At 43.3% G+C, this 22,343-nt stretch carries 12 protein-coding genes, 1 rRNA gene and 3 pseudogenes; 11 read left to right on the top strand and 5 right to left on the bottom strand.

Annotation, left to right across the window (positions count from 1 at the left end; all coding sequences use genetic code 11):
• Nucleotides 1-169: 169 nt before the first annotated feature.
• Both rrf and ACOBWA_RS14730 read left to right on the top strand, forming a co-directional pair.
• Nucleotides 170-283: ribosomal RNA gene (gene rrf, locus ACOBWA_RS14735) — 5S ribosomal RNA — on the top strand.
• A 290-nt stretch (nucleotides 284-573) separates the two neighbouring features.
• Nucleotides 574-1,059: a hypothetical protein gene (locus ACOBWA_RS14730; protein ID WP_420229779.1), complete on the top strand. Its 486-nt coding sequence runs from the start codon at nucleotides 574-576 to the stop codon at nucleotides 1,057-1,059.
• A 359-nt stretch (nucleotides 1,060-1,418) separates the two neighbouring features.
• Here ACOBWA_RS14730 and ACOBWA_RS14725 read toward each other — a convergent pair whose 3' ends face one another.
• Entirely contained in the window at nucleotides 1,419-1,679 is a 261-nt protein-coding gene (locus ACOBWA_RS14725; protein WP_057762147.1) for a DUF1289 domain-containing protein, read from the bottom strand.
• A gap of 187 nt (nucleotides 1,680-1,866) precedes the next feature.
• On the opposite strand from ACOBWA_RS14725, the pseudogene ACOBWA_RS14720 reads away from it, so the two are divergent.
• The 3 genes and pseudogenes from ACOBWA_RS14720 to ACOBWA_RS14710 all read left to right on the top strand — a co-directional run bounded on the left by ACOBWA_RS14720 (nucleotide 1,867) and on the right by ACOBWA_RS14710 (nucleotide 5,391).
• Nucleotides 1,867-2,534: pseudogene (locus tag ACOBWA_RS14720) on the top strand (YqiA/YcfP family alpha/beta fold hydrolase).
• A gap of 110 nt (nucleotides 2,535-2,644) precedes the next feature.
• Nucleotides 2,645-4,530, top strand: a pseudogene (parE, locus tag ACOBWA_RS14715) (DNA topoisomerase IV subunit B).
• A 165-nt stretch (nucleotides 4,531-4,695) separates the two neighbouring features.
• Nucleotides 4,696-5,391, top strand: coding sequence for a lysophospholipid acyltransferase family protein (locus ACOBWA_RS14710; protein WP_420229778.1), 696 nt, complete (start codon nucleotides 4,696-4,698; stop codon nucleotides 5,389-5,391).
• Nucleotides 5,392-5,655: 264 nt separating this feature from the next.
• On the opposite strand, the gene ACOBWA_RS14705 is transcribed toward ACOBWA_RS14710, so the two are convergent.
• A complete protein-coding gene (locus ACOBWA_RS14705; protein WP_420229777.1) occupies nucleotides 5,656-6,351 on the bottom strand; it encodes an SDR family NAD(P)-dependent oxidoreductase in 696 nt (231 codons plus the stop codon).
• A 298-nt stretch (nucleotides 6,352-6,649) separates the two neighbouring features.
• Between ACOBWA_RS14705 and ACOBWA_RS14700 the strand changes: the two genes are divergently transcribed.
• Nucleotides 6,650-8,098, top strand: a complete 1,449-nt coding sequence (locus ACOBWA_RS14700) for a hypothetical protein (RefSeq protein WP_420229776.1) — start codon at nucleotides 6,650-6,652, stop codon at nucleotides 8,096-8,098.
• A 131-nt stretch (nucleotides 8,099-8,229) separates the two neighbouring features.
• On the opposite strand, the gene ACOBWA_RS14695 is transcribed toward ACOBWA_RS14700, so the two are convergent.
• Nucleotides 8,230-9,894, bottom strand: a complete 1,665-nt coding sequence (locus tag ACOBWA_RS14695) for a mechanosensitive ion channel (protein WP_420229775.1) — start codon at nucleotides 9,892-9,894, stop codon at nucleotides 8,230-8,232.
• Nucleotides 9,895-10,349: 455 nt separating this feature from the next.
• Between ACOBWA_RS14695 and ACOBWA_RS14690 the strand changes: the two genes are divergently transcribed.
• On the top strand, nucleotides 10,350-11,081 hold the full coding sequence (locus ACOBWA_RS14690) for an FKBP-type peptidyl-prolyl cis-trans isomerase (protein ID WP_420229774.1): 732 nt from the start codon (nucleotides 10,350-10,352) through the stop codon (nucleotides 11,079-11,081).
• A gap of 138 nt (nucleotides 11,082-11,219) precedes the next feature.
• On the opposite strand, the gene argA is transcribed toward ACOBWA_RS14690, so the two are convergent.
• Complete coding sequence (argA, locus tag ACOBWA_RS14685) at nucleotides 11,220-12,542, bottom strand: amino-acid N-acetyltransferase (protein ID WP_057762129.1); 1,323 nt, start codon at nucleotides 12,540-12,542, stop codon at nucleotides 11,220-11,222.
• A 397-nt stretch (nucleotides 12,543-12,939) separates the two neighbouring features.
• Here argA and ACOBWA_RS14680 point away from each other — a divergent pair, with 397 nt between their 5' ends.
• Nucleotides 12,940-13,527: a hypothetical protein gene (locus ACOBWA_RS14680; RefSeq protein WP_179799601.1), complete on the top strand. Its 588-nt coding sequence runs from the start codon at nucleotides 12,940-12,942 to the stop codon at nucleotides 13,525-13,527.
• Nucleotides 13,528-13,701: 174 nt separating this feature from the next.
• Here ACOBWA_RS14680 and ACOBWA_RS14675 read toward each other — a convergent pair whose 3' ends face one another.
• Nucleotides 13,702-14,706: a patatin-like phospholipase family protein gene (locus tag ACOBWA_RS14675; RefSeq protein WP_420229773.1), complete on the bottom strand. Its 1,005-nt coding sequence runs from the start codon at nucleotides 14,704-14,706 to the stop codon at nucleotides 13,702-13,704.
• Between the two features lie 280 nt (nucleotides 14,707-14,986).
• Between ACOBWA_RS14675 and recG the strand changes: the two are divergent.
• The 3 genes and pseudogenes from recG (at nucleotide 14,987) to ACOBWA_RS14660 (ending at nucleotide 22,230) form a co-directional block, all read left to right on the top strand.
• Nucleotides 14,987-17,348, top strand: a pseudogene (gene recG / locus ACOBWA_RS14670) (ATP-dependent DNA helicase RecG).
• A gap of 503 nt (nucleotides 17,349-17,851) precedes the next feature.
• The gene (locus ACOBWA_RS14665) at nucleotides 17,852-19,144 is read left to right on the top strand and encodes an efflux RND transporter periplasmic adaptor subunit (protein ID WP_420229772.1); all 1,293 of its coding nucleotides are present in this window, start codon (nucleotides 17,852-17,854) and stop codon (nucleotides 19,142-19,144) included.
• Nucleotides 19,141-22,230: an efflux RND transporter permease subunit gene (locus tag ACOBWA_RS14660; RefSeq protein ID WP_420229771.1), complete on the top strand. Its 3,090-nt coding sequence runs from the start codon at nucleotides 19,141-19,143 to the stop codon at nucleotides 22,228-22,230. Before ACOBWA_RS14665 ends, ACOBWA_RS14660 begins: the two co-directional genes overlap by 4 nt.
• The last annotated feature ends 113 nt before the right edge of the window (nucleotides 22,231-22,343 follow it).

The following is a 22,343-nucleotide window of genomic DNA, read 5'->3' as shown; positions in this document are numbered from 1 at the left end:
GTTTGTATGCAAGTCTAATTAATCTATCTTGTATAGCTCAGGCTATAGAATAAGAAAGAATATTTCGATATCACCTTTAACCTTGATTCAGTTAGGTTACAAGTTGATCGACAACAAGCTTAAACTTGAAGTCAACAATAACAACAACAGACTCATATCTAACCCCTTTGCTGACGACAATAGCGCGATGGCCCCACCTGATCCCTTCCCGAACTCAGAAGTGAAACATCGTAGCGCCAATGGTAGTGTGGTTCGCCCATGTGAGAGTAGGTCATCGTCAGCTCTCTATTCTGAAATATCCCCCGACATTAGCTTGTCGGGGGTTTTTCTTTGTGCGTAATATTTTCCCTTATGTTTAGGAGTATATCTTTGAAGATATTATCTTTCACATGCTTTATTCATACAAATCAAAGAATAGTTGACGGCACTTTTCTATCGTATTGTTAGATTTATAGTTTGCTAGCCTTTAAATAATAAATCATTATGATAACGGACAGTTTTACTTATAATTTGCTTAGTTATATTTTTTATTAACTTTGTTCTTCATATTTCTAGGAGTTCATTATTATCAACTTGATAACTTTTATTATCGAAGTCCTGAATACTTTAGTTCCGTATGCCATTGTCTTTGGTGTAGGTGTTGCTGCTTACCAAATAAGGCGAAGTAATATACAACAGAGAGTAATTTTCGAAGATTCAATCAACAAAGAATATCGAGATATAATCCAGCGTATACCTTATAAAGTATTAATTGGTGATGAAGTTCCTTTATCTGAAGCTAATGCTGTTCATAATGAAATATATAATTATATGGACTTATGCAACGAACAAATCTATCTACGCATGTCTAACCGAGTTAGTAAGAAGACTTGGAATAATTGGCAAGAAGGTATGAAAACGAATTTTGAATTAAAAGTGTTCAATGATACCTTGGATGAAGTGTTCGAAAAGCTTCCTTCTAATTTTATTGAGTTACAGAGCGTTAAAGCATTGAATTTTAGTACCGACCCTAAGAAATACAAAATTTCCGACAATCTTTTGAAATGGATATTAGACTAATAAGGAAGTATGCGTGTCAATTTGGTTGCTAGTTCTAATATCATTTTTGCATATTACTATTGGCGGGGCTTTCGCCTTCGGGTTTCTTTTCTATATATGTGCAGAAAATAGCCCAAGCTTAACCAAAGTTGAAAATAATGTTCTCTTTACCTTGTTGATTGGATATGCAGCTTCACTTGTAATCAGTGTTGGAATGGCTGTTTATTTTTACGTATTTACTACTAGCGATTTATATTATTGGTGTTTCGCCATACCGTGGGGACTACTGACTTTACTCTTAGGTTATTGGGCATATATTTTGGCGAAATTTAACGCATTTTGAGGATACTGTTGGCATGTCTGGCCTGATTAATTATTTCTCAAAACAACTCACCTATCTCAGGTATCTCTTCAAAATCAAATCCTAACTGTTCATCTTTACGCTGTTTCATTTGTTCTATACGTAGCTTACGTCCTGCGATAAGCCGTAGCACCTCGCGTTGCTGCTCTGTCGTCATGTCATGCCATAGCTGGCGCTCAGTTCGACTACGCAGGCAACCAAAGCAATAACCCTTTTTATTGCTTTGACAAAGACCAATACATGGATTGGCAATCTCGAACAGCTCAAACTGTTGATTCATGACTCCTCCATAATGACTACCGTCATTCCTTTGACCTGCATAAAATCACTGTACAACATTATTATGTCGCAAATACTGACTAATAGTGTGCCATTTTATTGTTATTATTTCCGTCTAGCGGGTGCTATGCTTAGCTTTGATAGCCTTTATAAGATAATCATAACAAAATTAATAAGTGAGATGATACGTGAACTTGATTTATATCCATGGATTGGACAGTGATGCTAATTCGACCAAAGGGGTGTTGTTAAAAAATATTGCCAGCGACATCATCCTGATATTAATGTGCTGCGTCCTGATTTAAATAAAACCCCTGCGCAAGTGTGTGAGCAATTACTGTCTTTAATTAAAGCGCTAAACAATAGTGAAGATAGAAAATCAGCAGATAAGCAGACTGAGTTGTCAAATACAGTATTAATCGGTAGTTCGCTAGGTGGGTATTTTTCTACTTTGATAAGCAATCAGATAGGTTGCCCAGTTTTATTGCTTAACCCTAGTGTCCAGCCCCATATCACCTTACAGCGTTTCTCTAATAAACCAGTATCAAGTCAAGATAACTTAAATGAGTCATCTACTAGCAAAGTCTTGCATACAACAGCGGGCGGCTGGAGTATTACGCCTGCAGATTTACAGTGGTTTGCAGATAATCAGCTTTTATCAGTAAATTATCCTGATAAAGTTGCTGTACTGCTAAAAGAGGGCGACGAGCTGTTAAATTCTGAATTGTCTAAAGCTTTTTATCAAGGTAAGGGCGCATCGGTAACGGTGCAAGAGGGTGGCGATCATCGGTTCAGTGACTTTGATAAGCAGTTGCCCATGGTGATGAATATCTTACAGAGTTTAGTACAGCCTTAAATAGACGACATTATATGACGTAAGCGATGGAGTATTGACGTTAACGTCGCTATTTTTCGTTATAATGGTTTAATAGAATTAAACGCACGCGAACAGTTAAGGATGCATTTGTGAGTCAATATAATGCGCAATCGTTAGAAGTTTTAGAAGGTCTTGAGCCAGTCCGTCGTCGTCCGGGTATGTATACCGACACCACGCGCCCGAATCATTTGGCGCAAGAGGTTATTGATAACTCAGTAGATGAAGCGTTGGCTGGTTATGCGAAAACCATTAAGGTGCAATTGCATAGTGATGGATCGTTGTCTGTCGAAGATGACGGGCGCGGTATGCCAACTGATATTCACCCTGAGTTTGGTCAATCTGGTATTGAGCTGATATTAACTCGCTTGCATGCAGGTGGAAAGTTCTCGACCTCTAATTATGAAGTGTCAGGTGGTCTACATGGAGTGGGTATCTCTGTCGTCAATGCGCTATCAACCCGCGTTGAGGTTACGGTATGGCGTGATAGCACACAGTTCGACATGGCATTTGAAAATGGTGCACCAGTTACGCCATTAACGGAAGCAGTTAGCTCAAATAAGCGTAAACGTGGCACTAGAGTACACTTTTGGGCAGATGGTAGTTTCTTTGATACGCCCAAATTCAATGTAAAACAGCTCAAGCATAATTTAAAAGCAAAGGCTGTTTTGGCTGCTGGACTGACGATTGAATTCACTGACGATATCAATGATGAAAAGGTCGTTTGGCAGTTTACGGATGGGGTAGTCGAGTATCTAAGCGAACAACTAGATGGTTTGGAAACAATACCTGAAGCACCGTTTTATTATAATTACGATGCAAAAGCGGGCGAACGAGCGGCTATTACCTTTGCCTTGTCTTGGTTGCCTGATGGTGGTACGCCGATTCAAGAAAGCTATGTAAACCTGATTCCCACAGCTCAAGGCGGTACACACGTCAATGGTCTGCGCACGGGTATCTTAGAAGCGCTGCGTGAGTTCTGTGACATCCATAATTTGCTACCACGTAGTGTGAAACTAACCGCGGAAGACGTCTGGGATGGGGTGAACTATATCCTGTCTCTGAAGTTCTCTGAGCCGCAGTTTTCTGGACAGACCAAAGAACGTTTATCTAGCCGTGAAGCTGCAGGCGCTGTACAGACATTGGCAAAAGATGCCTTTAGCCTCTGGTTAAACCAACATGCGGACATGGGCACGCAAATCGCTGAACTGGCGATTAATAAAGCAGGTCGTCGTCTGAAATCTGCCAAAAAGTTGCTCGTAAGAAAATTACTCAGGGACCCGCATTGCCTGGTAAATTGGCAGACTGCCGTGGTGATTTGCGTGATGGCGCTGAGCTGTTCTTAGTAGAGGGTGACTCTGCGGGTGGTAGTGCTAAGCAGGCCAGAGATCGTCATTATCAGGCTATATTACCTCTGCGCGGCAAAATCTTAAATACATGGGAAGTATCATCAGATACGGTGTTATCAAGCCAAGAGATTCATGATATTGCCATTGCTATCGGTGTGGATCCTGCCTCTGATGATTTATCCGAGCTGCGTTACGACAAGATATGTATTTTAGCGGATGCTGACTCTGATGGACTACATATTGCGACATTGATCTGCGCTTTGTTTGTGAAGCATTTCCCTGCGCTAGTGGATGCGGGTCATTTATTTGTGGCCATGCCGCCATTGTACCGAGTAGATGTGGGTAAAGAGGTTCACTATGCACTGGATGAGCCGGAGCTTGCACATATTTTAGCCAATGTGCCGGGTAATAAAAAAGCCCAGATTACACGTTTTAAAGGACTTGGTGAAATGAGCGCTGAGCAACTACGTGAGACGACGATGAGCCGTGATACACGCCGCTTAGTACAGTTAGATATGGATGACATGGTACTGACCAATAGTGTGATGGATATGCTACTGGCTAAAAAGCGTGCCTCTGATCGCAAATCATGGCTTGAGAGTAAAGGTGATTTGGCCGATATTTCTTAAGGATTAGCAAGGAATCTAAAGAAATATGGGTACAGAGTATCGTAACAGGCCATTACTTATCTTTATGGCTAAACGATCTATCACATAATAAAAGCACGCAAAATTTAGCCTAGCCACAAAGGCTTAATGGTATTATGTCAGTACCTTTCATTATATTGTGCTGTCATGATACCGAAGATTTTTAACCGTTCTAAGTCTGTTGTTTCTAAACCTGCGCGTTCCAAAGTACTCCCAAAACTTAGCAAAAAGCATTTGGGAGACAAGGTTCCAAAGCGTGGCAACAAGTTTGCGCCTGTTATTGCATCCGCGCTATTAAAGGCGTCAGGTTGGCGTACGGTAGGCGAGATTCCAAATATCTCACAAGCTGTAGTGCTTGCTCTACCCCATACTTCTAATGTGGATGGTATTTATGCGATTCCAAGTCTGTTTGCATTAGACATTAAAATCAGCATTATGGGCAAGCACACGCTATTTAAAGTGCCTGTGTTTGCACAGTTATTAAATTGGATAGGGGTCATTCCTATCGATCGTGGTAACAAAGGCTCTGTGCTGCAAGCCAGTATAGATAAGTTCAAAATTGGTGAACCATTATTTTTGGGATTATCGCCAGAGGGTACACGGCAATATACTGAGTCGTGGAAGACAGGTTTTTATTATTTAGCAGTGGGCGCTGGTGTACCGATTTTGCCAGTAGCGATGGATTACAATACTAAAGAAATACGGTTTATGTCGCTAGTTTATCCTACAGGTGATATTGAAGCGGATTTACCAAAAATATATTCTCAGTATAAAGGGGTGCTACCAAGACACCTTGCGCGTTTGTCGCAGCCACTACAAGACATCAATAATGCAGCTGAATAAGCCAAATGATATAAATATTAATTCAATTAGGTGAATTAACAGAACTGGTTGTATGACAGGTATGAAAACTCAAAGCTGTCTACAAATAAGTTCCAGTAATTCATATTTAACAAGCCCCTGATATGATGATATCAGGGGCTTTTTTGAGTAATATTTGAATGCTTATCAGTGCAAAAGTCTAAAACTGTGGTTGGCCGTTAGAAGCGCTAACACCACCGTCGACAGGTAGATTGACACCAGTAATCATAGAGGCATCATCGCTTGCTAAAAGGTAATAGCAGCGGCGATATCCTCTGGGGTTGCCAAACGTCCAAGTGGACAGCGAGCTAATAACTTATCCGTCTTAGACTCATTATCTTGGATAGCCGTAGTCATATCGGTTTTGGTGACACTTGGATTGACCGCATTGACGCGAACACCATCTGAACCATGATCTAATGCCAATGTGCGGGTCAAATTGGTCACACCCGCTTTAGCAGCATTGTAAGCAGCCATATTCCAGTCACCACCTACGCCCGAGAGCGATGAAATATTGACGATATTACCCTTTGATGCAATCAAATGAGGCATAGCCGCTTGAGAGACGTAGAAGGTCCCGTTTAGATTTACATCGATAGCAGAGCGCCAATCATCAGCAGACAATTCGGTGATTTTACCTTGGGTTGCCTTACCAGCATTATTGACCAAGATATCAATTTTGCCAAATTTGTCGATAGCGCGCTCAACCATCTCTTGTACTTGGCTTTGGACACTGATATCGCATGTAATAATGAGATAATTATCGGTATGAATCCAGGTACGATCTTGCGGCAACTCTTTGGCAGTTTCTTCTAGTGTTGCTGCCGTACGTCCTACTAAAACCACACTAGCGCCTTCCTCGGCAAAGCGAATGGCAGTCGCACGGCCAATACCAGAGCCTGCACCCGTTACAACGACGGTCTTTTCTTTAAAACGCTTCATAATGTTTAATCCTTATTATTATATAATAGTCATTAAAAATTCGATGATTAAAATTTCAATGACTACGGTTTCGATAAATATAACTAAGTACAGTTTGTCATCCATAAACTTGCACGCAAGCAATACTGCTTTGATATCATCATAACAAGTGATCGCTTTGAAAGCGACTGTCTCTGATAGTGCTTATGTAGCATAATTTTGCATCATTCAGATATTTGTAATACGCGACAATCATGTTGTTATTATTACGAGCTGACATGTGCGATATTCACCATACGATAATAGAAGGTTGGAACTTGTGTCCCATTCGATTACTACTATGCCCGACTGGGGCTACCTGACGACCGAGCTAGTCAGTTATTTACAAGCAGACGCTATGGCAGTGACTTTAGCAGGCATGCATACGATTGAGCATGAATACAATGCTCAGTATATCGCTCGTCACTATCAATATCAGTTGCCACTTGGCAAGCTACAGTTGTTGGAGCTGACACTGTATTTACCCTATGATACAGAGTCAGTTGATATTGAGGCTGTACGTATGACTGCGGTAAAGTCAGCACTTACGTGGTACAAGTCATTATCGTCTCAAAATGAAGGCAATGCTTCAGCTGGTTATGAAGCCATGATTTTTGATATTCAGCTTGTCGGAGGAAGTAGCAGTCTCAATCAAGATGATAACGGTGACAGTGCAAACCCTTCAAACAGTGCTATACAGCGACTTAAACATAATTTTGGTGTTCGTTACTTTTTAGAAGATTTAGTTGTCGACATGAGCGAAAGCATGCAGCAGCTGCAAGTCTTTAGCTGGGATGATTGGTACTCGATAGCAGCAGCAGTACGCACCCCATGTGAATTATGGCGTTTCTTAGCTTATCATCTGGAGCAGCTACAGCAGTCGGCCGTAAACCATATTCCAAGTTTCGAGTCGGAAGACGCTTTGGTTGAGCGTTTCTTACAAAGCTCAGATTTGTTTGCTCCTGCCATTGTAGTCGACAATGCGCTCATCAAAAATGAAGTACAAGACGAACCTAACTCAGCACTGGTCGCCATTACGCTTGCCTACAAGAACCAAAGTTCAACTGCTCAGATGTACCATCAACATATGATACAAGCGGCCACGATATGGTCTCAGCTAAGTATGCAGATGATAGATACGTATGGTAAAAAGCACATAGCTAATAATGAAGAGCAGACAGAAATACCGCTCGCTCACTGGCAACAGCAACTGCTAGATGAGTCTTTGTTTTCACGTCACGAGCTTATTCGTACGCTATATAGACACCCTAAACAAAGCGCAGCGCTGCAAAAAGATGGCTATGTGGTACATCAACATTCTTATGAAAGTTTGGGACGACATTATGTACTGGTGTTTTACGGTCAGGAGTCAAAAGGGCCTAACAGCAAAGCCGCTGTCCAACCAAAGCTAGCAAAGATCGCACAGGACGTTGCCACACGTTTGCCAATTATTGAGCTACATCACGTAGTCGTGCTTGGTATCGACTTTATCACTGAGAATAATGAGAATTTTTTCGATATTGATTTGTGGATTCAGCCAGTTGATGCGATGACTCAAAGGGAGCGCCAACTTACTAAGCAAATGCAGAAGCTAAAGCAACAAGAATTAGATAAGCAAAATACACCAGCTGCTAGTAGCGTGGAAGATGGTAAACCTGCGAAGGCACAAAAAGAAAAATTACCTCAAGTACAGATGAGCTTGACGATTCCAGCGCGAAAAGATAAGTAGTAGATAGACGTAGTTAGCTTTCTACCCGTTTCTTAATAATAAGAACGACAAATTTATTAATATATTTACTGACATAAAAAAGACAGCCTAGGCTGTCTTTTTCGTATCTAAACTAAACAATCAAAAAATACTTATTTATTGAGGTCGTCATTGAGACCGCTATCAGGAAGTACGTCATCACTGTTGTAAATGTCATTAGTATCAACACGTGGTGTATCAACTACATCGGTACGTAAATCAGTGGTAGGGGTGCTAGCAGCAGATGGTGTGTTTTCATGAACTGAATCAGCAACTTTTTCTTGAGTTGATGAACTTGGCTGTAGCGCAGATTTTGCTTTCGCTTCAGTGCGTTCATGATCCATCTTATCCTGCATTTTACGTAGGAAGCGAGCTGCAGCTTCTTGACCACCAAGACCAAATGATAAGGCAAAGGCAACGGCTACCGCGCCTAGTGTCAGACCAAATGCTAGATTAACGATCGAATCGGCAATACCCATCGCTTTTAGACCCATTGCTAATACTAGGCCCATAATCAATACGCGTACGATGTTTGCTAGGAATTGTGAACCTTGCTCAGAACGTTCAACCACACCTGCAATGATATTGGCAAGCCAGAATCCGATGAATAGGATAATTGCGCCTAGGATGATGTTTGCACCGAATGCGATAAACATTGTGATAATAGCTGAGATAGGCTCGAAACCTAACAAGTCAGCAGCTGCAATAGCGGCAAATAGCATAGCGAAGAAGATAATCGCATAACCAACTAGGTCAGAGATTTTCTTATCACCCATGGTTTCTTGTAGACCAACTTTCGCAGGTAATTGATTGATTTGAGTGTTCTCAATCAGACCCTTGATGATGTTGGCAACCATACGTACAACATAGAAAGTCACTATTAGGATAGCGACTGCCATAAAGATGTTTGGCAATGCTTCCATGATTTTGTTCAGCATATTGGTCGCAGGGCGAGCAATTACTTCGATTTTTAATGCGTTTAGAGCAGCAATAATGGTTGGAATGATAACCACTAAAAATGCTAATGAACCTGCAATGTTAGGTAGGCTGTTTTGCTCACTTAAACCTGCTTTTGACGCCAATTCTTGTACATTAAAAGTAGAAACAAGGTTGGTTACGATGCCGCGTACGACTTTGGCAATGATATAACCAACGACGAAGACCACACCAGCAATCAAGATATTAGGGATAAAGCTAAAGATTTTGTCGACCATATTAGTCAGTGGTGCAAACAAACCATCAAGCTCTAATTGACCAAGTACCATGGTCAACACAACCAATAAGATGAACCAGTAAACCATATCAGCAATCGTGCTGCTCATTGGTTTTACACCAGCTTGTGCACTTAAACGCTCATCCATAGAGGTTTTTGCAAGAGCTGCGTTGATCGCTGTGCGTGCAACAGTAGCCACGACCCAACCGATCACACCAAGTGCGATAGCGCCGATAAGATTAGGGATAAATGCCAATACTTGATTAACCATATTTGCGAATGGTGCTGAGATAGAGTTTAAGTTTAATTGGCTAAGTGCGCCTGAGATAGCAATGATGAAAATAAACCAGAAAACAATCTTGGAGATGATACCTTCAAGGTCGTAGGTTTTACCTGTTGAAGAGTTCATACGCTGATTGAGATTAACTTTAGAGAGTACGCCGCGTACCAGTGCTGCGATACCAAGGGCTACTAGCCAACCAATAACGAATATCAAAATAGCACCAATGATGGAGCCGATAGGTCCACCGAGATAGCCGTTAAAAGATGTGTACATTGGGTTCATCTTATCCTCCTTGAAGCATCTTATATAACTCGCCAAAAACAATGTTCATACAGCGATTAGTGAGCAAGACATACAGATGGTTGTCATAAATAGTATTTTTAGAATCAGTTATATAGAGATATTATCGTTTTTGAGCATAAACTGTTATCAGCAGTATCTCTTATTTATATTACAGTGACTTCCCTATCGATATCTGCTTATTTTGATAAAAATTAATGCTCAGTTACTTATCTCCTTAACTAATTCAGCTTAGCTGATGTATTGATGGATTTAAAGACAGAAAGCTTTACCTGTTACTATATTTGTGTGATAACTTGTTATTATGATAGAAGATATTAACATAGACTATACATTGACCCGATAATTTCGTGCAAAGCGTAGTTCCCAAAACTAAGATTTGTTATTATAGAGGAATGTGACATCTCGCCACTATTCTTACAATTAGAGAGTACTTTATGAAAAAAATCACTACTTTAGGCGTTAGTGCACTTGCTAGCGCTATGTTGTTAGTAACAGGCTGTAGCACCAACAATGGCAATCAAGAAACAGCCGCTCAAAGCGTTTCCATTACTGAACAAAGCACAGTTAGTGAAAAAGTAGGTTATAGCTTAGGTTTCATGATGGCAGAAGGTAACAAAGACGCTGTCAAAGATTTAGACCTAAATACTTTTGAAAAAGGCTTCCGTGATGGCTACGAAGGCAATGAATCAGCATTGACCCAAGAGCAGATGCAACAAGTATTGATGGACTATCAAAAAGAGCAAGAAGAGCAGTTTGTTAAAGACATGGAAACCAAAGCGACAGAAAATAAAGCCGCTGGTACTGCATTCTTAGCAGAAAACGCTAAAAAAGAAGGTGTGAAGCAAACAGAGTCTGGTCTACAGTATAAAGTCATCAAAGCAGGTACTGGTAAATCGCCAAAGGCAACTGACGTGGTTGAAGTAAACTACGAAGGTAAATTGCTTGATGGTACAGTATTTGACAGCTCTTATGAGCGCGGTGAGCCAATCGAGTTCCCACTAAACCAAGTAATCGCTGGCTGGACTGAAGGTCTACAGTTGATGAAAGAAGGCGGAAAATACGAGTTCTATATCCCATCAGACATCGCTTATGGCGAAGCGGGTAACGCTGGTATCGAGCCTAACAGCACCCTTATCTTTACTGTTGAGCTATTAAAAGTAAAATAAGTATCTAAAGCAGATATTGTTTAATTTAAATACTTAACCTAAAAAAGCCTTCATATAATTATGAAGGCTTTTTTACGACTAATATTTTATCTCAGACTGATCTCGATCTTACAAAGCCGATATCAAGTTGGTGATAAATTATAGATTCTTTTGAAAGACTTTAGAGTTACGGCCGTTATGGTATTTTTCTAAACGTGCTTCAGGTAAAGCGCTGGCTTCAACTTCAGCGAAGCCTTGCTCGACGAACCAATGGGCAGTACGAGTGGTCAAAACAAATAACTTGTACAAGCCATGGCTACGCGCTTGCTGTTCTAGAAACGCTAACAAATCTGCGCCGCGGCTACCACTACGATACTCAGGACGTACGGCAACACAGGCAACTTCCGCTGACTCTGAATCTAGCGTATGCAATGCTGCACAGCCCAAAATCATACCATCACGCTCAATCACACTATAGTTGTCAATCTCTTGCTCCAAGCGCTCACGTGAGCGGCTGACCAAGATGCCTTGCTCTTCTAGAGGTGACAACAGCTCAATAAGACCAACCACATCATCGATATTGGCACGGCGAATTTCTTCATAAGGGTCGTGGCTAATAAGCGTGCCAGAACCATCACGTGTGAATAGCTCTTCTAGTAATGCACCGTTTTTGGCATACGAGATAATATGCGTGCGATGCACGCCTTGACGACAGGCCAAGCTTGCACAGTTTAAGAAATAATTGATTTCGCAATTTAGATCACGGTCACGTAAGAAGCGATCAACTTCGTTTGGAATCATTTCACGTAATAAACGATCATCGTCGTTGATACCCGCTTCTTCACCTAAGAATATAAGCTTGTCAGCACCCAGTGCTACGGCAGCGCTTAGGGCAACATCTTCCGCCAACAAGTTAAATACTTCGCCAGTTGCAGAGTAGCCCATCGAGCCTAGTACAACGATATGGTCATGAAGTAGGTTATTTTTGATGGCTTCCACATCGATAGAACGCACTTCACCCGTCATTTGATAATCAATACCTTCACGGATACCGTATGGGCGCGCTGTCACGAAATTACCTGAAATCGCATCGATACGCGAACCATACATCGGAGAGTTGGCCAGCCCCATTGATAGCTGAGCTTCAATCTGTAAACGAATAGCACCAACGGCTTGTAAGATAGATGGCATCGCTGCACGTGGCGTAATACGGATGTCTTGATGTAGCGGCGATTCAATATTAGCGTCTTTTAAGTTCTTCTCGATTTGCGGTCGTGCCCCGTGTACCAGTACTAGCTTGATGCCCAAGCTATGCAACAAGGCAAAATCATGAATAAGTGTGCTGAAGTTCGCATGATTGACCGCTTCACCACCAAACATAATCACGAAAGTTTTGCCGCGATGAGTATTAATGTAGGGTGCAGAGTTACGGAACCAATGGACGTATTCAGGGTTGATCTGGGGCATGGAGCTAGTAGTCATAATGGGAGCAGTAGTCGTTAGAATAAGAAAAGGGGCGCAGCAAAAAATGCCTAACGCTAAAGATTTACCATAGCAAAAAACGCGGTTATGAGCTATCTTTTATTTCAGCTGTATTCAAGCATTCTGATTGCCAATCGCTGATATACACAACCTCAACACTGGGTTAATGTACGCACAAATGCTTTTTGTTATGCTAAGTGCTATTGCTTTACAGATGCTGAGCGAAGATAATCAGGTTAGATAAGTGAGTTCAGGTTTTTAATGGATTGTATGAACTATTTCACAGCAATATTTTATAGATATCGCAATGCTTTTTATCTGTTGAACAAATTATAAAAATAACTTAAGTTGCACCATCTGTGTTTTACCGATATATCAACCAGGGATAATGAAAATCATGAAAAAAAGTAACCAGTTTGCTAGCCCGTTCAGTGCTTGGAGCGGCCACCGCTTATTTCACGTTGTTGCCGGTACGCTCATCGGTGCAATGGTAGTCACACAAGCCTCAGCGATGTTACCAACACCAGAGCAAGCGGTTGATAGCTCAATGGCTATTCAGACAAATGCCAACAAGAACAGCAACTCAAGTGCTCAAGCCGTTAACAGCAGAATTACAGCGTCGTTGGTCAGCGTTGATGCCAATGGTCAAGAAGTACTTGTCCCTGTAGATACCAATACTCGTTTGCAGTCAGGCAATGTATTGGAATATCAAGGATACTTTACCAATACTAATGCAGATCGCGTCCGTAAAATGACCGTTACGATGAGCATCCCAGAGCAGGTAGAGCTGCTGAAGACAGTTGCTCCTGAATTTCCGTACGGCAGTGTAGATGGCAATAACTTTGCTCGTATGCCACTACGTACCAAAGTAGATAATCAGCTACAAGATGTCGCGCTTAAATACTATAAAGCGGTACGTTGGGACCTAGAAGGCGTAGGTCTAAATGATACTGTCGCTGTAAAATATCGTGCGCGCGTTAAATAGTTCTGAATTTTTGGATTAGAATTTAGCTAGTATTGATATAATTAGCACTAAAAACTATCCATTTAGTATTGAAAGCTATCAATAAAAAAGCACCACAGTTTATAGCTGCGGTGCTTTTTTACTGTATGTCAGGACGTTTGATAATTTTGCTGATAAGTAAGTAAAAATACTGAGCTACAGCGTGGTATATTGGCTATTAGATTTCTCTTGGATAAGTTGTTTGATAGCATTGATTTGCGGTGTTGTGGCTTGAGCGCCTGCTTGTATTAGACTGCGTCGCTGCCTAGTATCTATTGAACTGTTACGACCGATATTAGGAGTAATAACAATATCCGCTCGATTCCGCTCACTCTGACTTGATGCGGAGCGCTTAGCCGTCAGGTTGGTAGCTAGAATATTGGTTTCTAGAAAGCCCCAAAAGTCACTCAATGAGTTCATAGTCGGTATTAGATTATTAGTACTATCACTGCCTTGAGCTCCCGTCACATCTACAGCAATGACAATATCAGCACCCAAGTCATAGGCGCTATCCACTGGTACTAAACTGACCACACCACCATCGATATATTTTTTACCGACTTTTTCAGGAATGCGTGGGGCAATAAAAATATTGGGTACGCTACAGGATGCTTGTACGGCAAGCCCAGCGTCGCCAGTGGTAAAGACTGTTTTCTTTAGTGTGTGTTTTTCTGCTGCGATTGCCGCAAAAGCAATAGGGAAATCCTCTATAGCACGCGCATTCACTTTGCTATTGATAAAGTTTTTTAACTTAATACCTTCGATAAATCCTTGATTGGACAAGGTAAAGTCTGTGAGCTGGCTATCAGTAGTAGTCAATGCCAATTGCTCAAGCTGGGCAGGCGTGTAACCACTGGCGTACAAGCTGCCAATCAAACTCCCCACACTTGTACCGACCACCAATGTTGGTTTGATACCGTTTTCCTCTAGAGCTTTGATGACGCCCACATGGGCAAACCCTTTTGCACCGCCACCACCCAACACCAGTGCGACAGTAGGGGCTTTAATAACAGGCTCTGGAGTTTTGGGAGTAGTAGATGTCAACGTGCTACACGCACTAATATAAAAACCGAGAATAGGTATTAAACTCAACCTCAGTATTTTTAGATTATGACGAATCAGATTGTGACGAAACTGACGAGGCAAAATAGAAATAAGCATAGAAAAACACCTTACGAAATTGCCAGAACTCAAAAAATAAGACATCAGTTATTGATATGATGAGAAGAAGCGGTTTATCTATAGTAGATGGACTGTATAGATGCTATTTTACTAAATAGCCTAGCATAAGCAATTGTATTGTCAGCTATAATGAAATGAGTCGATGTCTTTATGCATACTATTGTTATCGCTATTTTATGGCATAAGCCATTATATGCAGCCTACTAAAAATGCTCGATTTAGCATACAAAAATTAAAAATAATATTGTTAGGATCTTTAATGCCAATATCGGAGAGTCATGCCTCAGCCAACTCATTAGATCACTTTAGATCTGACATGCCGTTGTCAGCACTAGATATGCCAGTGTCTGCGCTAGCAGGTGTGGGGGTAAAAGTCGCAGAGCAGTTGGCGCAATTGAATATCAAGCGGATATTCGATTTGCTATTACATTTGCCCCGTGATTATGAAGATCGTAGTCGACTGGTATCAATCGCCGATGTAGAGCATGGACAATCAGCGCTAATTACTGGTCACATCGTCCATGTCGATACCAAGCGCAGTGGGATGACTGTGACGGTGGACGATGATACGGGTACGATATCGTTGCGGTTTTTAAGGTCTATCGTGGTCTGGTACAGACCATGAATTTGGGAACACGCTTACAGCTATTTGGTGAAGTCAAAGTCAGCCGTTACGGCAAGCAGATACATCATCCTGAATATCAAATTATCACTGACAATGCAGTTATGACTGATACGGGATTGCAGCCTATTTATCCTACTGTCAAAGGTTTACATCAAAACAAGCTGCGTACTTTAATTAAGCTGGCATTGCAAACGGTTCGGAGCCAAGGTCTACCCATGACATTGTTTACGGCTGAAGATTTTGCAGTTGTATCCGATTTGCCATTAGTGCCTTTTGAGCCATCTAAATCAGCGGTGTCAGAGGCCGACTATACCGAAGATATTTTTTCGACGTTAGCACGCAGCGTGCCTGACAATGTGACTAGCAATGCGATTGGCAATAGCGTATATAAACCCAATCCTTCTACCTATCAGGCAGATAATGACATACATAACGTCGCTGCCAGTATTGCTCAGCACAATGTCTATAATTTAACGATATTCGAAGCATTGGTACTGCTGCATACGCCGCCTACTTATACCAGTGCGTCTCAGCAGTACAAACTATTCACTCAACTCAGTGCCCGTACGCATGCCGCCTGCCAGCGCTTGATTATTGAAGAGTTGACTGCGCATCAGCTCAGTCTGCTATATCGTCGCCAACAGCTGCATCAACATAAAGCGCCTAAATGCACTATCAATAGTCCTCTTGCTGACAAGCTGTTTTCTGCATTGCCTTTTGATCTAACGGGTGCGCAAAAAGAGTGATGAAAGACATCACTGCGGATATGGCGACCTCAATTCCGATGCTAAGACTGGTACAGGGAGATGTGGGTGCTGGCAAGACATTGGTTGCAGCAGGAGCAGCGGGTTATGCGCTCGATAGTGGCTGGCAGGTCGCGGTAATGGCACCGACTGAGATTTTGGCAGAGCAGCATCTACTGAATTTTAAGCAATGGTTTGAGCCATTGGGCATTGGTGTCGGTTGGCTCGCAGGTAAGCAAACGGCCAAACAGCGCCGCGAAGCGTTGGAAGCAGTCGCGGAAAATACCGTACAAGTGGTGGTCGGTACTCATGCACTGTTTCAGGAGCAAGTTCAGTTCGCTAAATTAGGCTTGGTTATCATTGATGAGCAGCATCGATTCGGTGTTGAGCAGCGTATGGCATTGACCAATAAAGGCGTGGCTAACAGTACCCCACACCAGCTAATCATGACCGCAACACCGATTCCAAGAACCTTAGCGATGAGCGTTTATGGCGATATGGATACCTCAATTATTGATGAGTTGCCACCGGGGCGCACGCCAATTACGACGGTAACTATCGATCGCAATCGACGCGACGAGGTTATAGAACGTATTGCGATTAATTGCGAAGCGGGCAGGCAAGCGTACTGGGTATGCTCACTGGTAGAGGCATCTAGCGTATTGGATGCGCAGGCAGCCGAAGCCACTTATGAGGACTTAAACGAACGTCTAGATATTCGCATTGGACTGGTGCATGGCAAAATGAAGTCTGCCGATAAGCAAGCCATCATGCAAGAGTTCAAAGCAGGTAATCTGGACTTATTGATTGCGACGACTGTCATCGAGGTAGGGGTTGATGTGCCCAATGCGTCATTGATGGTTATCGAAAATGCGGAGCGTTTAGGGTTATCCCAATTGCATCAGCTGCGCGGGCGAGTCGGACGTGGCTCGACCAAAAGCTTCTGTGTACTGTTATATCAAAAACCGCTATCAGAGACTGGCACAGAGCGGCTAAATGTCCTACGCGATAGTACTGATGGATTTGTCATTGCTCAAAAAGACTTAGAGCTACGTGGGCCAGGAGAGCTGTTAGGCAAACGTCAAACGGGTAATGTTGGCTACTATTTGGCTGATCTAATCCGTGATGAGCAATTATTTGCCATTGCTCAGCGGTTAGCGAAGCATTTGATAGCAGACCCTGCGCGAAAAGCAGATGTCAGTCAATTGATTCATCGCTGGATGCCTGAGGCAAGTCGCTATACCAATGCCTAGTAATCAGTGCTTAGTATCGGTATCGGCAAGTGGGTTTAATATGTCATTGAATATAGCTCTGGATATAATCAAACAGTATGGCCACAACGTTAAAATTATTTATAGACGATACTCCATCCATAGTCAGTCACTGAATACATCGGATATTCAGCGACTGGCTACATGCTCTCTTATTTCTTTAAATCAGTCGATATGCCTTTAGTATTGCACAGATACTCGGTCTAAGTTTCAATTAAATTTATGAACGCTAGACACTATATATAAAAATAAGATGATGACTAAATATATGCTATTCTCGATAATTTGATGAACTATTATAATAATAAACAGTGCTTTAGAGAACATCGTAACACTCTCTGTAAGTAACGCTCATAGCCCTATATCAGGCTATCCAAAAATTGCTTCGATTGCGTGCCACTTTTTATTATTGCTATGACTGATTGATATTTTTAGTCATTCTATATCGAGTATTTCCATATTGACTGTACCTACAGAGAGTTATCATGAGCGATTTTGAAGAAACCCATTCTAAGCCGTCAGCTGAAGCTGAGTTGCCGCCATATCGTCAAACTGACACTGTATCTCAAAGACCATCCGCAAAACCACCAATATGGTTGTGGCCCGTGTTGGCAGCCGTGCTAGTGATAGGGGTGCTGCTTGGCAAATATTGGGGCAATGAGAGTAATGCAGCTACAGATGAGTCAGCAACTTCTAATTCTGTCGCAAACGATCAGGCAACTGGTAGCGATGCCAGTATTGAGCAATCGGTACTCTCAGTAGAAACAGTCAGTCCAAGCCAAGATGATATCGGTAGCACGCTCAGTGCCGATGGAACCATCAATGCTAAGGATACTGCGAACGTCAGTGCAAAAGTCAATGGTGTGGCTATCGAGCGTATTTTGGTCGAAGAAGGCGACCGCGTCAGAGCAGGTCAAGTTTTAGCTGTGTTCGATACTGATGCCATGGAGCAGCAAGTGCTACAGGCGCAAGCAGATGTCGCAGAAGCGGAAGCCACTCTTGCCAATGCTAGCGCTGATGCTGCACGTGTGTTGCCATTGATCGATATCGATGCCATCAGCAAACAAGAAGCCGACCGCTACCGTACCTCGGAAGTACGTGCCAGAGCTTCTTTGCAAGCATCCAAAGCTCGTTTGAGCAATCAGCGTTTAACATTAGAGAATGCAAAAGTCGTCGCTCCTGTCAGCGGTATTATCAGTGAAAAAATGGTAGAAGTCGGGCAGGTGGCAGGCGGGGATCCGTTATTTACGATTATCAAAGGCGGCATTTTGGAATGGCGAGCAGATATAGATCCTAAGCTTATCGGGGATATAAACGTCGGTACGCCTGTACAAGTCAGTCTACCGGGTGGTGATACAGTGATGGGGCAAGTAAACCGCATCGCACCAACCGCAGACAACAACCGTCAGATTACGATTTATGCCAGCCTAGCTAGCAACTCAAAGATACGTGCAGGCATGTATCAAACAGGCGAATTCCTATTAGGAAGTACCAGCACGCAAACGATTCCTAATAGCGCCGTGGTCAGTAATGATGGTTATGATTATGTGATGCTCGTTACTGAATCGACTACTCGAGACGATCGATCAATGGGACGTATCAAGCAGCAGCGAGTCACATTGGGTGAGCGATTGGGCGAGAGCGTAGCAGTGTTAGAGCCTTTGCCAAGTGACAGTCGTATCGTAAAACAGGGCGGTAGCTTCTTAAATGATGGTGACCTAGTGCGCGTTGTTGATGATGTAACTCAAACTAGTAAGCCAGTGCAGGCACAGCCATGAGCTTAAACGTCTCCGCTTATTCGATAAAGAACCCGCTCGTTGCTATCTTGCTGTTTGTGCTGCTGACGTTGGGCGGCATTTACGGTTTCATGAAAATGAAAGTCCAGCAGTTTCCGGATATAGACTTGCCAGCGGTGGTAGTCACGGTGACGCTACCGGGTGCTGCGCCTTCACAGCTCGAAAACGATATCGCCAAAAAGATTGAAAATAAACTGACCAGTATCGAAGGCGTGAGTCATATTCGCACCACGCTACAAACGGGTGCGGCAACCATTGCCACTGAATTTACCTTAGAAAAAGACATTCAAGAAGCGGTAGACGATGTGCGGTCAGCAGTCGGTGAAGTACGTGGTGATCTACCAGCTGCGGCTAATGATCCTATTATTACCAAAGTATCTACTGCTGGGTTTCCAGTGGTTACTTACTCTGTCGCTGCTGAGAATATGAGCGTGGAGGATTTATCTTGGTTTGTTGATGATACCGTTACCAAGCGGCTATCAGACATACCAGGCGTTAGTACCGTGAGCCGTGTTGGCGGGTTGCAGCGTGAAATCACGGTTGCTGCCGACCCGATTGCGTTAAGTGGTCTAAAGTTTTCTATTTCGCAATTATCACAGCAAATCGCTGGTATCCAGCAAGACAGTTCTGGTGGGGAGGCGGAAGTTGGCAATACGACTCAGACCATCCGTGTTCTCGGTGCTGTTGAGCGAGCAAATGAGCTAAGCGATTTGCAAGTGGCTGTCCCTACAGGGGGCACACAAGCTTTAGGACGTATGGCAGAAATCACTGACGGCGCAGCAGATCCAAGCTCGATTGCCAAGCTAGATGGTCAAACAGTGGTGGCATTTAACATCACTCGCTCGCGCGGTGCCAGTGAGGTCGACGTGATGGATCTGGTTGATGAGGAGCTTGCCAAGCTGACTGCTGATGTCGGCAATATCAGTATTGAAAAAGTCTATGACCGAGCCACACCCATTGCAGAAGATTATGAAGCCTCATTAAGAATGCTCATCGAGGGTGGTCTGTTGGCTGTAGTGGTAGTCTTCCTGTTTTTGCGCAATATTCGAGCGACTATCGTCGCTGCAGTCGCTTTACCGCTATCAGTCATTCCAACCTTTTTGGGTATGTATCTGTTTGGCTTTAGTCTTAATATCATCTCACTACTGGCATTGTCATTGGTTATTGGGGTGCTGGTCGATGATGCGATTGTTGAGGTCGAAAACATCATACGCCATCTACGCATGGGTAAGACACCCTATGAAGCGGCGATGGAAGCCGCTGATGAAATCGGTCTCGCTGTTGTCGCCACTACCTTTACTTTGATTGCGGTGTTTTTACCAACAGCCTTTATGGGCGGTATCGTTGGACAGTTTTTCCGTCAGTTTGGTTGGACGGCTGCCTTATCAATTTTTGCCTCGCTGATGGTAGCTCGCCTGATTACCCCGATGATGGCAGCTTATATCTTACGACCTGAGAAAAAGCACGTCGAAAAACAAAGCGCGATGATGAAGTACTATCTTAAGATTGTGTCTTGGACCCTACATCATCGTTGGTTGACCATGGGTGCAACGCTTGTTTTATTTGTGGCATCGCTAGCTTTGGTTAAGCTGCTACCGACGTCATTTATCCCTGATAATGATATCGATCAAACCCGAGTGGCTATTGAGCTGACACCTGACGTCTCTTTGGCAGATACTGAGCGCGTGGCGGCGCTAGCAAGTGATCGCATTTTGGCCATGCCTGAGGTGACCAACATTTTTACCTCAGTGGGAGAGGCGCAGGCGTCGATGGGTGCGTCAGATGGTGGTGGCGGTAAGGCTGAAAATATCGCAGGTTTGGATATCGTGCTTGCTCCGCGTGTAGAACGAGGCACTAAGCAAGAGATAGAACGCAAAATTAGTAAGCTGATGACAGAAGTGCCAGGAGCACGGTTTACAGTCGGCTTATCGAGTGGTGGTGAGAGTGGCTATAACTTTTCATTGACTAGTACCAATCCGCAACTGCTTGAACAAACTGCACAAAAAATCATGTCTGAGATTCGGGGGCTACCAAGTGCAGGCGCTGTGACCAGTGATCGCAGTCTACCACGCCAAGAGCTAACGGTAACACCAGATAGATTGGCAATGGCTGATAAAGGGGTGACCACGCAAGATATCGCTACGACTCTACGTGTGGCGACCGTAGGCGACTATGAGCAGCAATTGTCCAAGCTCAATCTTGATACGCGCCAAGTACCAATCGTCGTACGTCTACCTGACGTGGCTAAGCAAAATGTTAGCCAGCTAGAAGGTTTGTACGTGCCGAGTACTATGCCTGCCGGTCAAGGCGTGCGCGTCGGTGAGGTAGCTACGCTAGACTTTGGCACTGGACCTGCGCAGATTAGTAGACTGGATCGAGAGCGTGCTATTAGTATCACGGTACAACCTGCTAGTGGCGAGCTTGGCGATTTGGTACAGGCGGTAAAAGCAGTACCGACCATGCAGCAACTGCCGCCTTCGATTACCATCATTGATCAAGGCCAAGCCGAAAACATGGCAGACCTCTTTAGTGGCTTTATCATTGCGATGTCCGTCGGTGTGGTTTGTATTTTAGGTGTGCTGATTCTACTATTTGGGCGTTTATTGCAGCCTTTTACTATTTTGATGGCGTTGCCATTATCTATTGGTGGTGCCTTTGTCGGCTTGGTTATTACTAATAGCAGCTTATCTATGCCTTCGATGATTGGTTTTATTATGCTCATGGGTATTGCGACCAAAAACTCAATCCTGCTGGTCGATTACGCGTTGATTGCCCAGCGCCGAGGTCTGGCACGCTTTGAAGCTATCGTAGATGCATGCCGCAAGCGTGCACGGCCTATTATCATGACGACCATTGCGATGGGTGCAGGTATGTTGCCATTGGTATTTGGTTGGGGCGATGCAGATCCTACTTTTAGGCGACCGATGGCAGCAGCGGTATTGGGTGGTCTGGTAACTTCTACGCTATTGAGCTTGGTTGTCATTCCTGTCGTCTATACCTTGATGGATGATTTATCTGGATGGTTTGCTAAATGGCTGGCTCCACATGGTAAGCCTAGTGACTTCTAATAGTCACTTCTCATAGAGAGCCAAATAGCTAACCAAACAGTTGGCCAAGACACGACACAATAATAGCAATCTGGAAAACGCTGTATGATTAACACGCTCTCAATCAGGTCATA

Origin of the sequence: Psychrobacter sp. ER1 (assembly GCF_048631835.1) — a bacterium.
Taxonomy (GTDB): Bacteria; Pseudomonadota; Gammaproteobacteria; order Pseudomonadales; family Moraxellaceae; genus Psychrobacter.
Note: the sequence above shows the minus strand (reverse complement) of the source record. Positions and strands in the feature narration are given on the sequence as shown.